This window comes from Halorubrum halodurans, from assembly GCF_002252985.1.
In the GTDB taxonomy this organism is placed as follows: Archaea; Halobacteriota; Halobacteria; order Halobacteriales; family Haloferacaceae; genus Halorubrum; species Halorubrum halodurans.
In genome coordinates, this window is record NZ_NHPJ01000092.1 from 104555 (window position 1) to 123404 (window position 18850).

At 71.3% G+C, this 18850-nt stretch carries 17 protein-coding genes and 1 tRNA gene; 6 read left to right on the plus strand and 12 right to left on the minus strand.

From position 1 onward, the window contains the following. Window positions 1-54: 54 nt before the first annotated feature. On the plus strand, window positions 55-1074 hold the full coding sequence (locus DJ70_RS09800; protein ID WP_094532427.1) for a lysylphosphatidylglycerol synthase transmembrane domain-containing protein: 1020 nt from the start codon (window positions 55-57) through the stop codon (window positions 1072-1074). A gap of 43 nt (window positions 1075-1117) precedes the next feature. On the opposite strand, the gene DJ70_RS09805 is transcribed toward DJ70_RS09800, so the two are convergent. From DJ70_RS09805 to DJ70_RS09825, 5 genes are all read right to left on the minus strand, one after another. After that, window positions 1118-1600 (minus strand): Zn-ribbon domain-containing OB-fold protein, encoded by a 483-nt coding sequence (locus tag DJ70_RS09805; RefSeq protein ID WP_094532430.1) that lies wholly within the window; start codon window positions 1598-1600, stop codon window positions 1118-1120. Next, window positions 1597-2757 carry a thiolase family protein gene (locus DJ70_RS09810; RefSeq protein WP_094532433.1) on the minus strand — a complete coding sequence of 387 codons (1161 nt, stop codon included), beginning with the start codon at window positions 2755-2757 and terminating at the stop codon, window positions 1597-1599. The genes DJ70_RS09805 and DJ70_RS09810 overlap by 4 nt, the downstream gene beginning before the upstream one ends. Before the next feature lie 106 nt (window positions 2758-2863). Continuing rightward, entirely contained in the window at window positions 2864-5215 is a 2352-nt protein-coding gene (gene mutL / locus DJ70_RS09815; protein ID WP_094532436.1) for a DNA mismatch repair endonuclease MutL, read from the minus strand. 372 nt (window positions 5216-5587) lie between these two features. Next, window positions 5588-5824, minus strand: a complete 237-nt coding sequence (locus tag DJ70_RS09820) for a CDGSH iron-sulfur domain-containing protein (protein WP_094532439.1) — start codon at window positions 5822-5824, stop codon at window positions 5588-5590. A 281-nt stretch (window positions 5825-6105) separates the two neighbouring features. Then, window positions 6106-6190: transfer RNA gene (locus DJ70_RS09825), tRNA-Leu, on the minus strand. 101 nt (window positions 6191-6291) lie between these two features. Here DJ70_RS09825 and DJ70_RS09830 point away from each other — a divergent pair. Beyond that, window positions 6292-6600, plus strand: coding sequence for a cyclin (locus DJ70_RS09830; protein ID WP_094532442.1), 309 nt, complete (start codon window positions 6292-6294; stop codon window positions 6598-6600). 49 nt (window positions 6601-6649) lie between these two features. Here DJ70_RS09830 and DJ70_RS09835 read toward each other — a convergent pair whose 3' ends face one another. From DJ70_RS09835 to lonB, 6 genes are all read right to left on the minus strand, one after another. Next, on the minus strand, window positions 6650-7285 hold the full coding sequence (locus tag DJ70_RS09835) for a fibrillarin-like rRNA/tRNA 2'-O-methyltransferase (protein WP_094532444.1): 636 nt from the start codon (window positions 7283-7285) through the stop codon (window positions 6650-6652). After that, window positions 7278-8150 (minus strand): NOP5/NOP56 family protein, encoded by an 873-nt coding sequence (locus DJ70_RS09840; RefSeq protein WP_094532447.1) that lies wholly within the window; start codon window positions 8148-8150, stop codon window positions 7278-7280. The genes DJ70_RS09835 and DJ70_RS09840 overlap by 8 nt, the downstream gene beginning before the upstream one ends. Window positions 8151-8245: 95 nt before the next feature. Further along, on the minus strand, window positions 8246-8491 hold the full coding sequence (locus DJ70_RS09845) for a hypothetical protein (RefSeq protein WP_094532450.1): 246 nt from the start codon (window positions 8489-8491) through the stop codon (window positions 8246-8248). A gap of 112 nt (window positions 8492-8603) precedes the next feature. Next, a complete protein-coding gene (locus DJ70_RS09850; RefSeq protein ID WP_094532453.1) occupies window positions 8604-9797 on the minus strand; it encodes an arginine deiminase family protein in 1194 nt (397 codons plus the stop codon). Window positions 9798-9840: 43 nt separating this feature from the next. Continuing rightward, entirely contained in the window at window positions 9841-10623 is a 783-nt protein-coding gene (locus DJ70_RS09855; RefSeq protein WP_094532456.1) for a CBS domain-containing protein, read from the minus strand. Between the two features lie 99 nt (window positions 10624-10722). Beyond that, the gene (gene lonB / locus DJ70_RS09860; protein WP_094532458.1) at window positions 10723-13017 is read right to left on the minus strand and encodes an ATP-dependent protease LonB; all 2295 of its coding nucleotides are present in this window, start codon (window positions 13015-13017) and stop codon (window positions 10723-10725) included. A 168-nt stretch (window positions 13018-13185) separates the two neighbouring features. Here lonB and DJ70_RS09865 point away from each other — a divergent pair, with 168 nt between their 5' ends. After that, window positions 13186-13716, plus strand: a complete 531-nt coding sequence (locus DJ70_RS09865) for a nicotinamide-nucleotide adenylyltransferase (protein ID WP_094532461.1) — start codon at window positions 13186-13188, stop codon at window positions 13714-13716. 96 nt (window positions 13717-13812) lie between these two features. Next, window positions 13813-14634: an SAM hydrolase/SAM-dependent halogenase family protein gene (locus DJ70_RS09870; protein ID WP_094532464.1), complete on the plus strand. Its 822-nt coding sequence runs from the start codon at window positions 13813-13815 to the stop codon at window positions 14632-14634. Between the two features lie 30 nt (window positions 14635-14664). On the opposite strand, the gene DJ70_RS09875 is transcribed toward DJ70_RS09870, so the two are convergent. After that, complete coding sequence (locus tag DJ70_RS09875; RefSeq protein WP_094532466.1) at window positions 14665-15129, minus strand: DUF5793 family protein; 465 nt, start codon at window positions 15127-15129, stop codon at window positions 14665-14667. A 128-nt stretch (window positions 15130-15257) separates the two neighbouring features. Here DJ70_RS09875 and DJ70_RS09880 point away from each other — a divergent pair, with 128 nt between their 5' ends. Continuing rightward, window positions 15258-16976, plus strand: a complete 1719-nt coding sequence (locus DJ70_RS09880; protein WP_094532469.1) for a type II/IV secretion system ATPase subunit — start codon at window positions 15258-15260, stop codon at window positions 16974-16976. Next, on the plus strand, window positions 16973-18850 hold a 1878-nt coding region (locus tag DJ70_RS09885; RefSeq protein WP_094532472.1), incomplete at its 3' end, for a type II secretion system F family protein. The genes DJ70_RS09880 and DJ70_RS09885, both read left to right, overlap by 4 nt.

An 18850-nucleotide genomic window follows, 5' to 3' on the forward strand; every position in this document is an offset into this window, starting at 1 on the left:
CCGCCGCCGGGACCGATCAGACGTTTCAAGTTCGCTACCGCGATAGGGTCGGGCATGCCCGACGGGAACCGCCGCGCGTTGCTCCTCGGGTCGCTCGCGGCGGTCGGCGTCCTCGCGGTGCTGTTCTTCCTCGTCGGCGCGGGGGAGGTCCTCGACATCCTGTCGGCGGCCGATCCACGGTTCGTGGCGGCGACCGTGGCGTTCGCGCTCTGCTGGCTGGTCGCCTGGGGGCTGATGCTCCGGACCGTGCTCGGCTCGCTCGACGTCTCCGTCCCCGTCCACACGTCGGTGCTCGTCTACGTCGGGGCCGTCTTCGCAAACAACGTGACCCCGTTCGGACAGGCCGGCGGCGAGCCCGTCGCCGCGCTGCTCATCTCGAAGGTCTCCGACTGCCGGTACGAGACCGGCCTCGCCGGCATCGCGAGCGTCGACGTCCTCAACGTCGTCCCCTCGCTCTCGCTCGTCTTCGTCGGCGTCGGCTACTACGCCACCACCGCCGCCGTCGGCGACCGCCTCGGGACCGCGGTCGCCTCGGCCGTGGCGCTGGTCGGCGGCGTCGTGCTCGCGATCGCGGTCGTCTGGCGGTACCGCGAGACGCTCACCGCCCGGCTCCCGGCGCTCGTCAGCCCGTGGATCGGCCGGCTCGGTCGGGGGCGGTACGACGCCGCGGCGCTGGAGACCGACCTCACCGGGCGGTTGACCCGCTTCTTCGACGACATCGAGCGCGTCGGGACGGACCGCTGGCGGCTGTCCGTCGTCGTCGCGCTGTCGCTTCTGGGCTGGCTCGCGCAGGCGGTCGCGTTGACGGCGGCGTTCGCCGCGGTGGGCCACGCGATCCCGCCGCACGTGGTGCTCTTCGCCATCCCGCTCGCGAACCTCGCCGGCGCGACGCCCATGCCCGGCGGCCTCGGCGGGATCGAGGCCGCCTACGTGGCGCTGCTCGTGCCGATCACCGGGATCGACGCCTCCGCGATCACGGCCGCCGTGCTCGTGTTCCGCGGCGGAACCTACTGGACGCCGGTCGTACTCGGCGGGATCGTGACCTCGACGCTCGGCGTCCACACGCTCCGGTGACCGGCCGGACCTCGTCGCCGCAGCCGCGCCGCCGACTCGGTCGCTACTCCACCGGCCGGAACCGGAACCCGTCCCACGACTGGCTCTCCGGCTCGCGGATGCCCGCGCCGGGCTCGCGGAGCTCGTCGGCGTAGACGGGCTCGACGCGGTCGCCGATCGCGACGTCGTACGTCCCGCCGTCGGGGTCGTCGGGGTCGGCCGCGACCTGTCCGAGCGCGCGAACCGGCGGGCCGTCGCCCTCGTCCAGCTCGAACTCGACGATGGCGAGCGTGTTCGGCTCGCGGACGCCGGGCGGCGTCGCCGTCGAGGTGGTCCACGTCACGACGCGCGCCTCGCGGTCGCGGAGGTCCACGCTCCCGACCCGCTCCGCGCCGTTCGGTCCGACCGGGTGCGGCGGGTAGGTGACCGTCCCGTCGGCGTACGCCGCCGCCTCGAAGGCCGGCTCCGCGTCGTTTCCGTCGTTCCCGTCGCGTCCGTCGTCCGATTCCGCCGTGTTCGCTTCCGTCGTCGTGTCGTTCTCGCTCATTGGCTTCCCTCCAGGATCGCGGTGGTCACGCAGTTCCCGAACCCGCCGACGTTACACGCGAGGCCGGTGTCGGCGTCGACCTGCCGCGGGCCCGCGTCGCCGGTGACCTGTTTGACTATCTCGTACACCTGCGCGACGCCGCTCGCGCCGAGCGGGTGCCCCTTCGATTTGAGCCCGCCGGAGGTGTTGATCGGGAGGTCGCCGTCGCGGTCGGTGACGCCCGCCTCGACCGCCCTCCACCCCTCGCCCTTCTCGAAGAAGCCGAGGTCCTCAGACTGGAGGAACTCGAGGATGGTGAACATGTCGTGGAGCTCCGCGACGTCGACGTCGTCCGGCCCGATCCCGGCCATCTCGTAGGCGGTCGCCGAGGAGTCGACGACGCCGCCCATCGTGGTCGGGTCCGCGCGCTCGTGGACGACGTGGGTGTCGGTCGCGCCGCCGATCCCGCTGATCACGGCGTACTCGTCCTCGGGGACGTACTCCGCGGCGACCGATTCGGGACAGAAGACGAGCGCCGCGGAGCCGTCGGTGATCGGACAGAAGTCGTACAGCCGGAGGGGGTCGGCGACGACCGGCGAGTCGAGGACCGTCTCGAGGTCGACCTCCTTGCGGAACTGCGCGTGGGGGTTGTCGACCCCGTTTCGGTGGTTCTTCACGGCGACCTTCCCGAGGCTCTCGCGGGGGGCGTCGTAGGTGTCGAGGTAGAGCCGCGCGGTGAGTCCCGCGAACGAGGGGAGCGTGACGCCGTGTTTGTACTCGACGGGATGGGTGAGCGAGGCGATCACGTCGGTCGCCTCCGCGGTGCTTCGGTGGGTCATCTTCTCGCCGCCGACGAGCATGGTGAGGTCCGACGCCCCGGAGGCGACCGACTGCCAGGCGGCGTAGACGCCCGCGCCGCCCGAGGAGGAGGTCTGGTCGATCCGGGCGGTGTATGCCGGCTGGGCCGCGAGGTCGTGGGCGAGCGCGTTCGGGACGCCGGTCTGTCCCTCGAACTCGCCGCTGGCCATGTTCGAGACGTACAGGTGATCGAGGTCGTCGCCGGCGACGCCGGCGTCCGCGAGCGCCGCCTGGCCCGCCTCCGCGAGGAGCTCCCGGACCCACGCGTCACGCTGCCCGAACCGGGTCATCGACGCGCCGATGATCGCTACGCGTTGCATACGTCGGGGTGCGACCGGCACACCAAAAGCGTGCCTCTCCGGGAGCTACGGCCCCGCCGGCGCGCCGCGCGGCCCCGGCCGCCGGCGACGGCGGCGGGCCGGCGGCTCACTCCGTGCGGCGCCCCGCGTGGCCCGGATAGTCGCGCTCGAACCGGGATTCCAGCTCCCCGCGGTCGAGCCGGATCACCACCGGGCGGCCGTGCGGACAGGCGTAGGGGTTCTCACACGCGTCGAGCCGGTCGAGGAGGTCGACGACCCTCCCCTCCGTGAGCGACGTGTTCCCCGTCACGGAGGGGTAACACGCGAGGTCGGCGAGCAGCTCGTCCACCGCGTCCGCCACCGAGTTCCGTCCCGACCCGCCCGCGGCCGAGGCGTCCCCGTCGGCCGATTCGGCGGTCCGGGCCGCGTCCGCGACGAACTCCGCGAGCACGTCCCGGAGGAGTTCGGGATCGAGGGCGGCGTCGAAGACCGCGGGAACCGCCTCGACGACGACCTCGCGTTCGCCCGCGCGCTCGGCGCGGAAGCCGATCCCCGACAGCTCCCCCAGGAAGTCGCCGAACAGCGCCGCCTCCCGCGCCGTCAACTCGATCGTCACGGGTTCCGCGAGCGCCTGAGCGGGGGGGCCCTCCGCGAACTCCCGTTTGAGCCGCTCGTAGTTCACCCGCTCGTCGGCCGCGTGCTGGTCGATCAACACCAAGCCGTCGGGGGCCTCGGCGACGACGTAGGTGTCGTGGAGCTGGCCGAGCACGCGGAGCGGCGGCAGCGAGTCGTACGCGCGCTCGGCGCCCGTCTCCGCGCCGTCGAGGGTCCGCTGGCTCGTCGCGGCGCGTCGGGGCGTCGGATCGGCACCGGCGTCGGCGGGTTCCGCGTCGACGTCGGACGCGAGGTCGGGAGCGTCGGCGACGGGTTCGGAGTCCGCATCGATGGCGAAGTCGGAGTCGGTCTCCGCGTCGCGGTCGGCGGGACCGGAGACGTCCGCGAGCGATCCGTCGGCCGCGTCGATGGGGTCGTCTCCGGCGGTCCCGGCTCCCGCTTCGGCGTCGTCCGCCTGCCAGCTCCGCGGGGAGGGGCGGTCGGGCGCCGGACGACCCGCGTCCCCGCCGCCGCCCGAGGCTCGATCCGAGTCGGCGTCGCGGTCCGCGGTCGCGCCGCCCTCCGATTCTCCCGCGAGACCCTCCACCGACCAGGCGTCCTCGTCGTCCGGGTCGAGCTCCGTCGCCGACGCGGGATCCGGATCGACCCCCGCGGGTTCGGGATCGGCGCTTCCGTCCCCGCTCGGATCGGCTTCGTTCACTTCTGGTTCGTCCGATTCGCATCCGCTGCGCCCGTCCCCAACGCCCGTGCCCCCGACGACCTCGCCGTCCGCGCTCTCGGGGACGACGTCGACCTCGTCGGGGGCGGAGCGTCCGCGCGGCGCGGTCGATCGGATCAGGCCGTGGTCGAGAAGCGCCGCCTCGACGGCCGACTCGACCGCGGCCCTCACGCCGGCCTCGCGGTCGAATCGAACCTCGAGCTTCCGCGGGTGGACGTTCACGTCCACCTCGTCGGGCGGGACCTCGACGAAGAGCACCGCGAAGGGGTACCGGTCGGGCGCGAGCTGGCCGCCGTACGCCTCCAGCACCGCCTCGCGGAGCGCGCCGGCCGTGACGTACCGGTCGTTGACGTACGTCGCGAGGTAGTCGCGGGCCGACCGGGTCGTCTCCGGGTGCGAGACGAGACCGCTGACGCGTTTCACGGGGTTGTCTCCGCCCGCCGCCGACGGGTCGGGTTCCCAGTCGACCGCGACCATCGACTCCGCGACCTCCCGGCCGTACACCGCCAGCACCGCCGACCGGAGGTCGCCGTTCCCCTCGGTCGCGAACGTCTCGCGGCCGTCGTGTTCGAGCGAGACGGCCACCTCGGGGTTCGCGAGCGCGTACCCCGTGACGACCGTGTTGACGTGGTCGAACTCGGTGGTCACCCGCTTGAGGAACTTCTTGCGGGCGGGCGTGTTGTAGAAGAGGTCCTCGACCTCGACGGTCGTCCCCGTCGGACACCCCGCGGGGCGCACCGCGCCGACGTCGCCGCCCTCGACCGTTATCTCCGCGCCCGCCTCGGCGTCGGACGGGCGCGACCGGACCGTGAGCCGCGAGACCGCGCCGACGGTGTATAACGCCTCGCCGCGGAACCCGAGCGTCCCGACGCCGGCCTCGAGATCGTCGATGTCGGCGATCTTCGAGGTGGCGTGTTCGGCGACCGCGGCCTCGAGCTGGTCTTCCGGGATCCCGACGCCGTCGTCGCGGACGCGGATCCCCTCGGTGCCGCCCGCCTCGACCGAGACGGCGACCCGGCTCGCGCCCGCGTCGAGGCTGTTCTCGACCAGTTCCTTCACGACGCTGGCCGGCCGCTCGACGACCTCGCCCGCCGCGATCCGCTGGATCGTCCGCTCGTCCAACCGCTCGATGTCGGGCGGCTCCATCACTGCTCGTGGGTGGGGGCAGCGCGTACTTGAAACCGTCCCCCGAAAGTCGGCGACCCCGACGTGATCCGCCGCGGTGGCGCGTGCCTCCGAGCGGCCGGAGGCCGCGAGGAGACCACGCGAGGGACGCCGCGAGCGGAGCGAGCGGCGAGGTTGGGGAGGTGTGAGGTGCGGTCGCGGTGCGGGGTGGGACTCAACGGGGCAGTCGCGAGGACGACGCTTGACGAAGTAAGCACCACAGACCGTGAACGAAGTGAACGGGCGAGGAGCGCAGCGAGTCACGCGAGTCCTCGCGACTGGGGCTTTGGAGGCGTCTTTCGAGGTCGCGTTCCCCGCTTCGTACCGCCGAGCGAACGGGGCTTGAGAAGCCCGTCACTCGTCCGCGTAGACGATCTCGGCCACCTCCCGCCGCGGTCCGTCCGGATCGTCGTTCTCGTACTTGTAGCGGACGTCCTCCTCCTCGTCGGCGGCGGCCCTGTGCGAGCCGTCACAGAACGGTGTCGACCCCGAGAGCCCGCATCGACAGACGTAGATCAGGCCGTCGTCTCCCATGTCCGTCTCGTCGAGCCGCACCGGCTCCGCCGCCTCGTGTGTAACTTCACGGGCCATACGCCCACCCAGGATCCGCGCCGGAATACGGTTTGTGGGCGCGAAACGCGAGAGACCGGATTCGAACCGGAGGGAGACGATCGGCCTCGCTCCGCTCGGCCGCTGCGACTCCCAGGGCACAAATCCGCTCCTGCTCCCTCGCTCAGTCACTCTGCTCCTTCGCTCAGTGCGCGGGACCGGATTCGAACCGGAACCGGACGTGCTCACTCCGTTGCGCGCGACCGGTAGGATTCGAATCCTCCGTCGCGCATACATGCCTCTCACGTTCGTTCGAGGCAGTATGCGCGGGACCGGATTCGAACCGGCGGACCCCTACGGGATAGCGTCCTAAGCGCTACGCCTTTGGCCTGGCTCGGCAACCCGCGCGCGGTAGCCAGTAGGCGAAACCGATTCAAGAACCTGACGAACGCCGGGGCGAATCCGGAGCCCGCGACCCCTTTTTGTACCCCGACCCCCAACGAGGGGGCATGTACCGGGCGAGTGACCGCGTCGACAACGCCGAGTGGATCGACCGCCTCGAGGACGCCTGCGCCGACCTCGACCTCGACGACGACGCCTGCGCGACCGCGACCGACCTCTTCCTCTCGGAGATCCCGGACGAGGAGCGCTCGAAGCCCGCGACCGCCGCCGCCAGCCTCTACGCCGCCGCGCTGATCCGCGGCCAGGAGCGCCCCCAATCAGCCGTCGCCGACGCCCTGGACGTCTCGCGGCTCTCCGTCCAGCAGCGCTGGAAACCCCTCCTCGAGAACGCCGGGTTCTCGCCGCCGACGTGGTGACGGCGTTCATCGGAGGACCCGCCGACTCGCCTCGGCGCGACGCGGTCTCTCACCTCGGCGTCGCCACGACCCCGAGGTGGTCCTCGTGGAACCGGTCGAGCCGCTGGGTCTCGATCACCTCGTAGGTCCCCTCGAGCTCCGCGAGCACCTCGGCGAACACGTCGGCCGGCTCGGCGGTGACGTCCTCGCTGCGTGCCTTCACCGCCAGCAGCAGCCGCCCGTCGTCGGCGAGGAACCGGGCGTTCCGCGTCGCCACCGCGGCCTGTCCGCGGGTCGCGACGTCCTGGACGATCGCGTCGACCCCGCTCTCGACGACGTGGGCGTACGTCTCCGGCTTTCGGGCGTCCTTCAGGAGGGGAAACAGCCGATCGCGGGCCTCGGCCACCTCGAGGAGGTCCCGCGTCGGCCGCGGCGCGAACTCCACGGCGTACGTCGGGCCGGCGAAGTCGGCGACGTGGCTCGCGGTCGTCCCCGAGGCCGCGCCGAGGTACAGCACAGTCTCGCCGCCCGAAAGGCCCGTGTCGAAACCGAGCTCGAACATCCCGCCGAGCTTCGACCGCTCGGGGTCCCACGCGCGCCACTCGCCGTCGGTCGGCTCGCCGTAGACGGGCGGGCCGCGGGTCGCGAGCCGCGTCTCGCCGTCGATCTCGCGGCGCTCGACGCCGGCGGGAAGCGAGTCACTCATCGTCGACCTCCGCGCCGCCGTCCGCGTCCGCCCGTGCCCGGATCGTCGCCATCCGCTCGCGGAGGTCCTCGTGGAGCACCTCGCGGTACTCCCCCGAGTAGTGGTCCGCGCGCGCCGCGAGCGCCAGCTTCCCCGCGAGCGCCCGCGCTGCCGACCCGCGGTCCTCGGGCCGGGTCCCGCGGACGAACTCGTGGGTGTAGATGATCCCGTGTTTCGGCGAAGGGGCCCGTCCGGAGAGGTGCGCGAACAGCGCGTCCTCCGCGCCGAGCACCTGGACGGTCCCCGAGGGCTTCCTCGCCAGCGACTCCAGCCCGCCAGCGAGCGCGATCAGCCGCGCCGCGAGCTCCGGACCAGCCATGTCGGCGAGGTTCGGCGCGACCGCGGGCGCGACCCGGTCGATCGTCGCCGCGAGTTCGTCCCGCTCGTCCGCGAGCGCGGCCGCACGCGAGGCCAGCGAGATCACCCGCCGGTCGATCCCGTCGTCGGGCTTCCGGTCGGCGATCGCGCGGGCCCCCGCGATCCCGGCGTCGACGCCGTCGAATCGACTCCCCGCCCACTCGACGGCCCGCTCCGCGAGCTCGTTCGCGACGCGCTCGCAGTCGTCCATCGCGCGGACGGCATGGATCAGCTGCCGGTCGTCCGCGCGCTCGCGCTCCGCGACGGCCTCGCGGGTCGCGTGGAGCGTGGCCTCTCGGAGCCGGTCGTAGTAGTCGTCGGCGTCGTCCGCGAAGCCGGACTCGACCGCGAGGCGCGGCCAGTCCGCGGGCGACTCGACGCTCCCGCCGTCGATCGCGTCGCGGGCGGCGCCAGGGTCGTCCGGCGGAACGGAGGCGAACCAGCCCGCGTCGCTCTCGTCGGTAGTCATACTCGGAGAACTGCGGCCGAACTCGTATATGCGTCCCGGTGTGTCGACCGAGGATCCCTCGCCGTCCGACGCGGCGAGGGGGACGGTCGCCCGCCTCAGGCGGTCGAGTCGCTCGCGTCCGCGTCGTCGTCCGTCGGAACCGGACCGTCCCCGGACCGGAGACCGCCGAGGAGGTCGCACTCGCCGACCCGCATCTCGCCGACCGTCGCGCCGGCGAGGCCGCCGAGCGCGCCGCCGGTGCTCGCGGCGTTGCGGTTCGCCAGCCCGCCGATCGCGGCCCCGAGGGCCGCGCCGACGGCCGCGTACTTCGCCCGTGAGATCGCGGTTCTGATTCGTCCCATACCCGAACTACTCGGTTGGCTTACAAAAGTCTGTCCGTCGGGTGGCCGAGAGCGGCCGGTTCGCGGACGTCGCCGTCGCACGCTCCCGGCGACCCTCCGCCGACCCGGCCGATCACTCGCGGGCGATCGGGGTCGTCATACAGTGGAGGCCGCCGGCCCCGTTCGTGAGCGCGGCTCGGGGGATCCCGACGCCGTCGGGCAGGATCTCCACGCCGCGCTCGCGGAGCGCCTCGATCGTGGGGTTGTCCTCGGGCCGGTACGCGCCGTCCTCGTCCGGCTCGTACAGCGGGATCACGGTGCCGTCGTCGATCGCGAGGAAGTTGGTCGGCCAGCGCTCGCCGTCGGCGACGTCGATCACGTCGAAGCCTCTCTCGTCGCGCACGTACTCCAGGGTCGAGGTCGTGTGGCTGTGCTCGTAGACGTCGCCGTCCCTGCGATAGACGTCGACGTCGGCCGCCTCGGCCAGGTCGGCGTCGAGCACGGCGAGCCCCTCGGCGGCGATGTTGAACCAGCCGAGCAGATGCATCACCCGCGAGCCGAGCCCGCGGTCGACGCGGAACCGCCGGTCGGCCTCCAGCGGGGCGCGGACGAGCCCGAACTCGTCGTAGCCGACCGCCCCGTCGGCCATGAGCCGTTCGCCCGCCTCGTAGCTGGTCCGGATGACGCGTTCCTCGCCGTCGACCTCGGCCGAGACGCCGAGCAGCGCGAACTCGCCCGCGGGCATGAACTCGCCGCCCTCGAGCGGCTCGCCGGTCATCTCGTAGCGGAGGTCGGCGCCGATCGACTCCCAGGCGCGTTTCACGATCGGCTCCTCCCGCCGGCGGACCGGTTTCGACATGTGACAGAGGATCGGCCCCCGGTCCCCGACGATCGTCGTGTCGCGCTGGAAGTAGACGTTGGAGACGGGCGTGTCGAGCGTCATCGACGCGCCGTCGGTCCCGCCGTCCGCCGTCGTCTCGGGCGCCAGGCGCGGTCGCGAGAGGACGATCTGGAGCTTCTCGCGGGGCGAGAAGGAGGCGAGCACGTCGTCGATCCGGCCGACCTCGCCGTCCTCGAGTGTCTCCCGCGTCAACTCGTCGAGCGCGTCGCCGGCGAGGTCGTCCGCCAGGCGGTGGACGTCGACGTGCGTCGACTCCAGGGTGTCGACGAGTTGTTCGTGTTCCCGGCGCGCCTGCTCGGGCGGGACGTGGTCCTCGAACAGGTTCGCCTCGGGCGCGAGGCTCCCCGACCACAGCTCGAGTCCCGGCGTGTGGACCCTGACCGCCGAGAGCCGTTCCCACTCCGCGCGGACCGAATACTCGGACATACCTGCGAGTCGCCGGGGGGCTCGAAAAAGCTCCCGGCCGCGGTCACTGGAGCCGCTTCGTCGTCTCGACGAGCGGGTGACGCGCGTAGTCGACGACCTCGATGTCGGCGATCGACTCCAACCCCTCCTTCTCCGCGGTCTTCGCCATGCCGAGGTCGACCGGACTCCGCGTGACGATGACGTACGCGTCCATCGTCTCGATCCCCATGTCGTGGGCGGCCATCACGCGGTGGTGGCCGTCCGCGAGGTGGAGGACGCCGTCGTTGTCGATGACGACGAGCGGCTCGGCGAGTCCCCGGTCCAGCTCGTACTGTCTTCCCTCGAGCTCGTCGGCGTACACCCGCGCCTGCGTCGGCGTGAGGTCGTCGAGGCGAACCTCGCGGCGCTCCTCCTCGAGGGCGACCCCGTGGATCTGTTCGAGCGTACGCATCAGCTTGCCGACCTTGCCGGGGGTCGCCCGCTCGATCTGTGAGCGAACGACGTCCGTGTTCGAGATGATCCCGACGAGGTTGTCGGCGTCGTCGACGACCGGGAGCTTCTGGATCCCCGACCGGAGGATGACGCGGGCCGCGTCGGTGACCTTCATGTCGGGGTGGGCGACTATCAGGTCCTCCGACATCACCGTGAACACGGGAGCGTCGTCGTCGGCCAGGAGCAGGTCGCCCGCCGAGACGAACCCCTCGACGGTCCGTCCCTGTGTGACGGGGAACCCCTTGTGACCCGCCGTCTCGACCATCCGCTTCGCGACCGACGCCACGTCGTCGTCGGGGCTGACGGTCTCGACGTCGCGAGTCATGTACTCGCCGACCGTCGGCTTTCCGGACATACCACTCGGTAGTTCTCGGCCGTACAAAAAGGGGACGGGAACGACCGCGGTCGCGAGCGCCGGCGGCCGGGACGCGTCCGGGCGCGGGAGCGGTCGCGACTACTGCGGGCTCGGGCTCGAGGGACCGGAGACGCCCTGGTCTTTCAGCGCCGAGCCGGTGATCGACTTGAGCCGGGAGACGAGCGAGTCCTTCTCGGCTTCGCCCTCCAGGGCGATGTCGAGCACCTCGCTGATGTGGCTCACCGGGATGACCTCGATCATGTCCTCGTACTCCTCCTCGATCATGACGTCCTGTTCGTTCGCCTGCGGGATGATCACCCGCGTACAGCCGGCCTTCGCGGCCGCCTCGATCTTGTGGGTGACGCCGCCGACGGGGAGCACGTCGCCCCGCACCGACAGCGAGCCGGTCATCGCGAGGCTCTGGTCGACGCCGACGTCCTCCAGCGCGCTTATCACGGCGGTCGCGACCGTGATCGACGCGCTGTCCCCGTCGACGCCCTGCTGGCCCGCCTGGACGAACTGGATGTGGATGTCCATCTCGGAGATGTTCTCGTCGGAGAACTTCTTGATGATCGCCGAGACGTTCGAGACCGACTCCTGGGCCATCTCCTTCAGCTGGCCCGTGGCGATGACCTCGCCGGGCCCCTGCGAGGGGGCGACCTCGGCCATCACGGGGAGCATGATCCCGGAGTCCTCGCCCATGACGGCGAGGCCGTTGACGCGGCCGACGACGTAGCCGTCCGAGACCTGGAGCTCGTAGTCCTTCCGGCGCTCGATGAAGTCGTCGGCGAGCTGCTGTTCGATGGAACGGGAGCGGCCCTTGGCCTGGAGCACGTGCTCGCGGGTGGTGAAGTCGGCGTCCTCGCCGCGGGCGATGTCGCCGGCGACCCGCACGAGCCCGCCGAGGTTCCGGAAGTGAAGCGTCAGGTGGCCCTTCCGGCCGGAGCGACGCTTGGCCTCGAGGATGACCTCCTCTATCGCCTCCGCCGTGAACTCCGGCAGACGGCCGTCCTTCGCGACCTCCTGGGCGATGAAGCGCACGTACTGGCGGCGCATCTTCGGGGTGTCCTCGATGGTGTCCTCCATGTACACCTCGTAGCCGTACCCCTTGATCCGGGAGCGCAGCGCCGGGTGCATGTTCTCCATCGCGTCGAGGTTCCCGGCCGCGATCATGACGAAGTCCGTCGGGACGGGCTCGGTCTGGACCATCGCGCCCGAGGAGCGCTCGGACTGGCCCGTGATCGAGAACTCGCCCTCCTGGATCGCCGTCATGAGGTGCTGCTGGCTCCGGATGTCGAGCGTGTTGATCTCGTCGATGAACAGCACGCCCTTGTTGGCCTTGTGGATCGCGCCGGCCTCGACGCGGTCGTGGCTCGGCGTCTCCATCCCGCCGGACTGGAACGGGTCGTGCCGGACGTCGCCGAGCAGCGCGCCGGCGTGGGCGCCCGTCGCGTCGCGGAACGGCGCGGACTTCGTGTCCGCGTTGTTCACGAGCAGGTTCGGGATCATCGCGTCCGAGCCGCGGTTCAGGTAGCGGAAGACGAGGTAGACGACCCCGGCGGCGATGATGCCGACGAGGATCTGGCCGACGATGATGAGCGCGTAGCCCAACACGACGGCGATGATGATCCACATGAGGAGCGACCGCATCTGGTTGCGCTTGCGGGCCTCCTCCTTGTGGGCGTCGACGATCTGTTCGCCCTTGCCGGCCGGGACGGTCCGGACCTTCGGCTTGTTGCCGTCGTCGGGGTTGTGGTACACCAAGACGTCCTGGAGCTCCTCTTTGGGGAGCAGCTCGGACATCGCCTTCGCGAGCATCGACTTCCCGGTACCGGGCGAGCCGATCATCATCACGTGGCGGCGCTGTTTGGCCGCCTTGATGATCACGTCGCGGGCGTGCTCCTGGCCGATGACCTGGTCGACGAGCCGGTCGGGGATCGATATCTCGGAGGTGGTGTCGATCTTGAGCCCGCCGAGGAGGTCGTCCTCGTCGGGGTCCTCCTCGATCTCCGCGCCCTCGACCTCGACGGTGCTCCCGAGGTCGTCGATCCCGCCGTCGTCGCCGGCGTCGACGATCTCGTCCGGGGGCTCCGGCGGCGTGGGCGACTCCCCGCCGTCGTCCGGCGAGACGCCGTTCTCCTCGGCCGGGGAGCCGTCGTCGGACGTCTCCTCCTCGACCGGAGCGACTTCGGGCTGGCGGAACCCGTCGTCGGTCGGTTCCGGCCCCGTGTGATCCACCTCGTCCCCGGACCGGTCCCGGCGGCGCTCGTCGGGCGCGTCCTCGCCGTTCCCGTCCGGGTTCCGGGCGTCCTCCTCGGCCCCGTCCGGCGCGGCGTCGTCCGGGGGCGAGGCGTCCTCCTCCGGCGGGTCGTTCGTGTCCTTCTCGTTGCTCATAGAATCGGTATCCGTTATCCGAACGGAAGGGTCGGCTACTGATATACTTTCTCCCCGCGGGCATCACGCCCCGACGCTTCAAACCCCTGATATCGGCGTATAACGCCCGTTTCAGCCGCCGTCCGGGTCCCACGGGGTTTATAAATTCCGGCGGCGCATCCCCTATCCATGCGGGGCTTCTACATCGGGCGGTACCAGCCGTTTCACGACGGCCACCGACACATGGTCGAGGAGATAGCGGAGGAGGTCGACGAGCTGGTGTTGGGGATCGGTTCCGCCGGCGACTCGCACACGACCCGCAACCCGTTCACCGCGGGCGAACGCGTGATGATGGTGACGAAGGCGGTCGAGGACCTCCCGGTCACGGCCTACGTGGTTCCCATCGAGGACCTCGACCGCAACTCGGTGTGGGTGAGCCACGTCCAGAGCATGACCCCGCGGTTCGACGTGGCGTACTCGAACAACCCGCTCGTCGTGCGGCTCTTCGAGGAGGCCGGCGTCGAGGTGCGCCAGTCGCCGATGTTCCGCCGGGACGTCCTGGAGGGGACCGAACTCCGCGAGCGGATGATCCGCGGCCGCGACTGGAACGCCCTCGTCCCCGACGCCGTCGCCGACGTGATCGAGGAGGTCGGCGGCGTCGAGCGCATCCGTCGGATCGCCGAGACCGACACGAACGGCGACGAGCCTTCGGACCAGTAGGCCGCGACCGACCGCGCTCGGGCGGCCGCGCGCGTCATCGGAAACCGCTCTCCGCCGCCCTCGGCATTTAAGAAGCCGCCGGCCCGCGGATCGGGCATGATCACGCTCACCTCCGATTTCGGATCGCCGTATCCCGCCGCGATGAAGGGCGTCATCCGCCGCCACACGGACGCCGAACTGATCGACGTCGCCCACGACCTGCCCCGCGGCGACCCGCGGGCGGCCGCCTTCTGGCTCCGGTTCGTTCTCCCGGAGTTCCCGCCCGCCGTCCACTGCGCGGTCGTCGACCCCGGCGTGGGAACGGGCCGCGACGCGCTCGTCGTCCGCGCCGGCTCCCACGCGATCGTCGCGCCCGACAACGGGCTCGCGATGCCGGCGGCGCGGGCGCTGGCGGGCGACGAAGCGGAGATCGAGGCGTGGAGCATCGCGGTCGGGACCCCGGCGAGCGAGACGTTCCACGGCCGCGACGTGTTCGCGCCGGCCGCCGCGCGCGTCCGGGAGTCCATCGACGAGGGATCGACCGACTCCGAAACCGTCGCCGACGCGCTCGCGGCGATGGACGACCTCTCGCCCGCGAGCGACCCCGTCGACCTGGTCTTCCCGGAGCCGAGCGTCGAGCGCGACGAGACGGGCGACGTCGCGGCCGTCGACGGCGAGGTGCTCGCGATCGACCGGTTCGGGAACGTCATCACCAACGTTCCCGGCGCGATGGTCCGCGGCCGCGACTGGATCCGCGTCGACGGCGACCTCACGCCGGTGGCGGAGACGTTCGGCGCGGTCGAGCCCGGCGAGCGGCTCGTCACCGTCGGGAGCCACGGCTACGCGGAGTGCGACGTCAACGACGGCCGCGGCGACGGCGCGTTCGACCTGCGGCCGGGCGACGCGGTGCGGTTCGTCGCCGACAACGTCAGCCTGTGATCCGGAGGGGAGAGACGGGACCGTCCGGGATCACAGCTCGACGCCGGAGGGGATCAGGCTCTCGCTTCGGAGCAGGTTCCCCTCGTGGTCGTACACGAGGAACGTCTCCTTGTCGTAGCTGGCGAGCCGCTCGCCGTCGAGGTCGATCTCGACGCGGTAGCGCGCGTCGTCGCCGGTCGCGTCGACCGACTCGCGGGCGGCGCGGATGAAGGGGAGCACGTCGTCCGCGCTCTCGTTGAGTTCGAGGACGAAATCGCCCGTGAACCGGTTCGTCACGCCGACGACGCCCTCGGCGTCGCCGCTCTCGAGCGGCTCGCGGAGACGGAACGCCACGTCGATCTCGGACGCGGAGAGCAGCTCGCCGTCCGCGTCCGAGAGCCGGTCGCGCAACAGCCCCTCCGGTCCGTGGAAGTCGATGCGGACCAGCGGGGTCGTCGGCTCGCCGGCGTCCTCGGCGACGCCCTCGACGGTCAACTCGAAGTAGTCACGCCGCATTTCCTGTCCGACGGTTAGCGGTCCGACCGTATGAACGTAACGGGCACGCCGCGGAGCCGCGCGCTCGCAGTTTCGATAATCGACGGGGTCCTTTTAACTCGAAGCCGCGTGTACACCGCTAACGACAGATGGCGGGAGACGCATCGGCGGAGGGCACGCGCGCGGAAGGGACGGGGGGCGCCGTCGGGGCGCTCCGCCGACGCCTCGAGCGCACGTGGGAGATGCTCCGGGGTTCGGAGCTCGCGGTCCGCCCGTTCAGGCCCGACGAGGACGGCCCGCTCGCCGCCTTCACCGCGCCGCCGGACGAGCGCGAGGTCGACCGCTACTGGGTGAACGCGCCGTACGCCTACGTCGTGATCACCTACGACGAGGTCGAGAGCGAACACCGCTACTACGCGGTCGAGCCCGCCCTCGACGAGTTCGAGCGGGAGCTGCTCGACCGCGTCGCCGACGACATCCGGGACCCGCTCCTCTACCGCGAGGGAACGGGTCGGACGGACGAGGAGACGCTCCGGACGGAGCTCCGGTCCCTGCTCGAGGGATACGGCGTCGAGGCCGGGATGGACACGTTCCACGCGCTCGCGTACTACCTCTACCGCGACTTCCGCGGGTTCGGAAAGGTCGACCCGCTGTTGAACGACGGCCACATCGAGGACGTCTCCTGTGACGGGTACGACCTCCCGATCTTCGTCTACCACGACGAGTACACCGACGTCGAGACGAACGTCTCGTTCCCGAAGGCTGAGCTCGACAACTACGTCATCCGGCTCGCCCAGCAGTCCGGCCGCCACGTCTCCGTCGGCGACCCGATGGTCGAGACGACGCTCCCGGACGGCTCGCGCGCCGAACTCGCGCTCGGCGAGGAGGTCACCCCGCGCGGGTCGGCGTTCACCATCCGGCAGTACGCCGACGAGCCGTTCACGCCGATCGACCTGGTCGAGTACGGAACCTTCTCGATCGAGCAGATGGCGTACTTCTGGCTCTGTATCGAGCACAACAAGAGCCTCATCTTCGCGGGCGGGACCGCCTCCGGCAAGACGACCTCGATGAACGCGGTCTCGATGTTCGTCCCGCCGCGCGCGAAGGTGCTCTCGATCGAGGACACCCGCGAGCTCTCCCTGTACCACGACAACTGGCTCTCCTCGGTCACCCGCGAACGCCGCCACGAGGGCAACGACATCGACATGTACGACCTGCTGCGGTCGGCGCTGCGACACCGCCCCGAGTACATCATCGTCGGCGAGGTCCGCGGCGAGGAGGCGATCACGCTGTTCCAGGCGATGAACACGGGTCACACGACGTTCTCGACGATGCACGCCGACTCGATCGAGACGGTGATCAACAGGCTCGAGAACGACCCGATCAACGTCCCGCGGGCGATGGTCCAGTCGCTCGACATGCTCTCCGTCCAGACGCTGACGCGCTCGGACGACCAGCGGGTCCGCCGGGCGAAGACCATCGGCGAGATCGGCGGCATCGACCAGCGGACCGGCGAACTCGACTACTCCTCCGCGTTCGAGTGGCAAGCGGAGACCGACGAGTTCCGGCGTAACGACTCCGTGCTCCTCGAGGAGATACAGTCGGAGCGGGGGTGGTCCCGCTCGGAACTCCTTCGGGAGGTCGACCGGCGCGAGCGGTTCCTCGAGCTGCTCTCCGCGCTCGGCGTGAACGGATACAGACAGTTCACGGCGCTCGTCAACGAGTACTACGCGGACGCCGACCGGGTGATGGAGCGGCTCGAGGAGCGGGCCGACACGGACGACGGCGCCGACGCGGATGACGGAAACGGCGGCGTCGGCGCGGACGACGGCGCCGACGACGGCCGGTCCGGGATCCGGGACGGATGATCGCGTACCTCCCGCTCGCCGCCGCGGTCGCCTGCTGTCTCGCGCTCGCGGCGTCGCGGGCGTTCCCGCGGGCGGACCTGGCCGTCACCAGGCTGTCGCTGTCCGTCTTCGGCGACTACGTCGCGAGCCGCGAGCGCAGACAGCGCGAGCGCGACCTGATGCGTGCCGCCCACGTCGGGGGCACACACCGGGAGTACGCCTCGAGAACGCTGCTCTACGCCGCCGTCCTCGGCGTCGCCGGGAGCGTGATCGGCGTCTATCTCGCCGCCGCGGTCCTGACCGCGCTCGCGGTCGGCGGCGACGGCCTGCGCGAGCTCCTGTCGGGACAGCCGTCCGTGGTGGCCGGACTGACGGGGGTGACGGCGGTCGGGCCGGTCGAGCTGTTCGCCCTCCTCGCGGTCGTGTCGGCCGCCGTGGGCGCGGCGCTCGCGGGCGGCGCGTACTACGCCCGGTGGACCCTGTTGAGCCAGCGGGCGAGCGCCCGTGCCGTCGAGATCGACGCGACCCTTCCGCGGACCGTGGCGTTCGTGTACGCGCTCTCGCGGTCGGGGATGCCGTTTCCCCGAGTGATGGACACGCTCGCCGAGAACGAGGGGGTGTACGGCGAGGCCGCCACGGAGCTGTCGGTCGCGGTCCGCGAGATGAACGCGTTCGGGACCGACGTGTTGACCGCGCTGCGACACACCGCGCGGCGGACCCCGAGCGACGACCTCTCGGAGTTCGCGGAGAACCTCGCGTCGGTCCTGGGGACCGGGCGGTCGCTGTCGACGTTCCTCAACGCCCAGTACGAGCGCTACCAGGAGGAGGCGGAGTCGAAACAGGAGCAGTACCTCGAGCTGCTCTCGACGTTCGCGGAGGCGTACGTCACGACGCTCGTCGCCGGGCCGCTGTTCTTCATCACCATCCTCGTCGTGATCGGGCTCGTCCTGGAGGACACGCTCCCGCTCCTGCGCGTCGTCGTCTACGTCGCGGTCCCGCTCGCGACGTTCGGGTTCGCGGTGTACGTCGACAGCATCACCCAGGGGGTCGGGGGCACCCGGCAGGTCCGGCCGTCCGGGACGCCCCACGGTCACGCCGCCGGCCCCGACGAGGACGGCGACCGCGACGCCCCTGACGGCAACGGCGACGACGGGCCGGCGACGGGACCCGCGGCGTCGGCCGCGCCACGCTTCGACGGGGGGGACGTCGCCGACCGGTGGCGGACGAGCCGCGAGCGGCTGCGGGCGTACGACCGGTTCCGCACGGTCCGCGCGTGGGCGAACTCGCCGGTCGAACACGTGCTGCGGTCGCCGGAGGCCGTCCTCGCCGTCGCCGTGCCCGTCGCGGTCCTCGGGGCGGCCGCCGTCGTCCACCCGCTGTCGGTCGGCGGCGCGACGGAGGTCGTCGCGCAGATCGACGCCCCGATCGTGGGCGCGTCCGCGTTCGTCCTCGCCGCCTACGCGCTCGTCTACGAGGTCAGGAAGCGTCGGATCCGTCGCATCGAGGCGGCGATACCCGACTTCCTCGACCGGCTCGCCAGCGTCAACGAGGCGGGGACGTCGGTCGTCGCGAGCATCCGTCGCGTGGCCGGAAGCGACCTCGAGGCGTTGACGGCCGATCTCGAACGAACCAGACGCGACGTGGACTGGGGCGCCGACGTGACCTCGGCGCTGTACCGGCTGGAGCGGCGGGTCGCCTCGCCGATGACGTCGCGCGCGGTCGTGCTCGTGACGAACGCGATGTACGCGAGCGGCGACGTCGCGCCAGTCCTCCGGATCGCGGCCGACGAGGCGCGGGCGACGTGGACGCTGCGCCGGGAACGGAGACAGGTGATGCTGACGTACCTCATCGTCATCTACATCTCGTTTCTGGTGTTCCTCGGCGTGATCGCGGCG

What these genes read in the sequence shown, in the direction of transcription:
- DJ70_RS09800 (WP_094532427.1), top strand. Translation starts at nt 55, where the DNA reads ATGCCCGACGGGAACCGCCGCGCGTTGCTCCTCGGGTCGCTCGCGGCG.
- DJ70_RS09805 (WP_094532430.1), bottom strand. Translation starts at nt 1,600, where the DNA reads ATGAGCGAGAACGACACGACGACGGAAGCGAACACGGCGGAATCGGAC.
- DJ70_RS09810 (WP_094532433.1), bottom strand. Translation starts at nt 2,757, where the DNA reads ATGCAACGCGTAGCGATCATCGGCGCGTCGATGACCCGGTTCGGGCAG.
- mutL (WP_094532436.1), bottom strand. Translation starts at nt 5,215, where the DNA reads ATGGAGCCGCCCGACATCGAGCGGTTGGACGAGCGGACGATCCAGCGG.
- DJ70_RS09820 (WP_094532439.1), bottom strand. Translation starts at nt 5,824, where the DNA reads ATGGCCCGTGAAGTTACACACGAGGCGGCGGAGCCGGTGCGGCTCGAC.
- DJ70_RS09830 (WP_094532442.1), top strand. Translation starts at nt 6,292, where the DNA reads ATGTACCGGGCGAGTGACCGCGTCGACAACGCCGAGTGGATCGACCGC.
- DJ70_RS09835 (WP_094532444.1), bottom strand. Translation starts at nt 7,285, where the DNA reads ATGAGTGACTCGCTTCCCGCCGGCGTCGAGCGCCGCGAGATCGACGGC.
- DJ70_RS09840 (WP_094532447.1), bottom strand. Translation starts at nt 8,150, where the DNA reads ATGACTACCGACGAGAGCGACGCGGGCTGGTTCGCCTCCGTTCCGCCG.
- DJ70_RS09845 (WP_094532450.1), bottom strand. Translation starts at nt 8,491, where the DNA reads ATGGGACGAATCAGAACCGCGATCTCACGGGCGAAGTACGCGGCCGTC.
- DJ70_RS09850 (WP_094532453.1), bottom strand. Translation starts at nt 9,797, where the DNA reads ATGTCCGAGTATTCGGTCCGCGCGGAGTGGGAACGGCTCTCGGCGGTC.
- DJ70_RS09855 (WP_094532456.1), bottom strand. Translation starts at nt 10,623, where the DNA reads ATGTCCGGAAAGCCGACGGTCGGCGAGTACATGACTCGCGACGTCGAG.
- lonB (WP_094532458.1), bottom strand. Translation starts at nt 13,017, where the DNA reads ATGAGCAACGAGAAGGACACGAACGACCCGCCGGAGGAGGACGCCTCG.
- DJ70_RS09865 (WP_094532461.1), top strand. Translation starts at nt 13,186, where the DNA reads ATGCGGGGCTTCTACATCGGGCGGTACCAGCCGTTTCACGACGGCCAC.
- DJ70_RS09870 (WP_094532464.1), top strand. Translation starts at nt 13,813, where the DNA reads ATGATCACGCTCACCTCCGATTTCGGATCGCCGTATCCCGCCGCGATG.
- DJ70_RS09875 (WP_094532466.1), bottom strand. Translation starts at nt 15,129, where the DNA reads ATGCGGCGTGACTACTTCGAGTTGACCGTCGAGGGCGTCGCCGAGGAC.
- DJ70_RS09880 (WP_094532469.1), top strand. Translation starts at nt 15,258, where the DNA reads ATGGCGGGAGACGCATCGGCGGAGGGCACGCGCGCGGAAGGGACGGGG.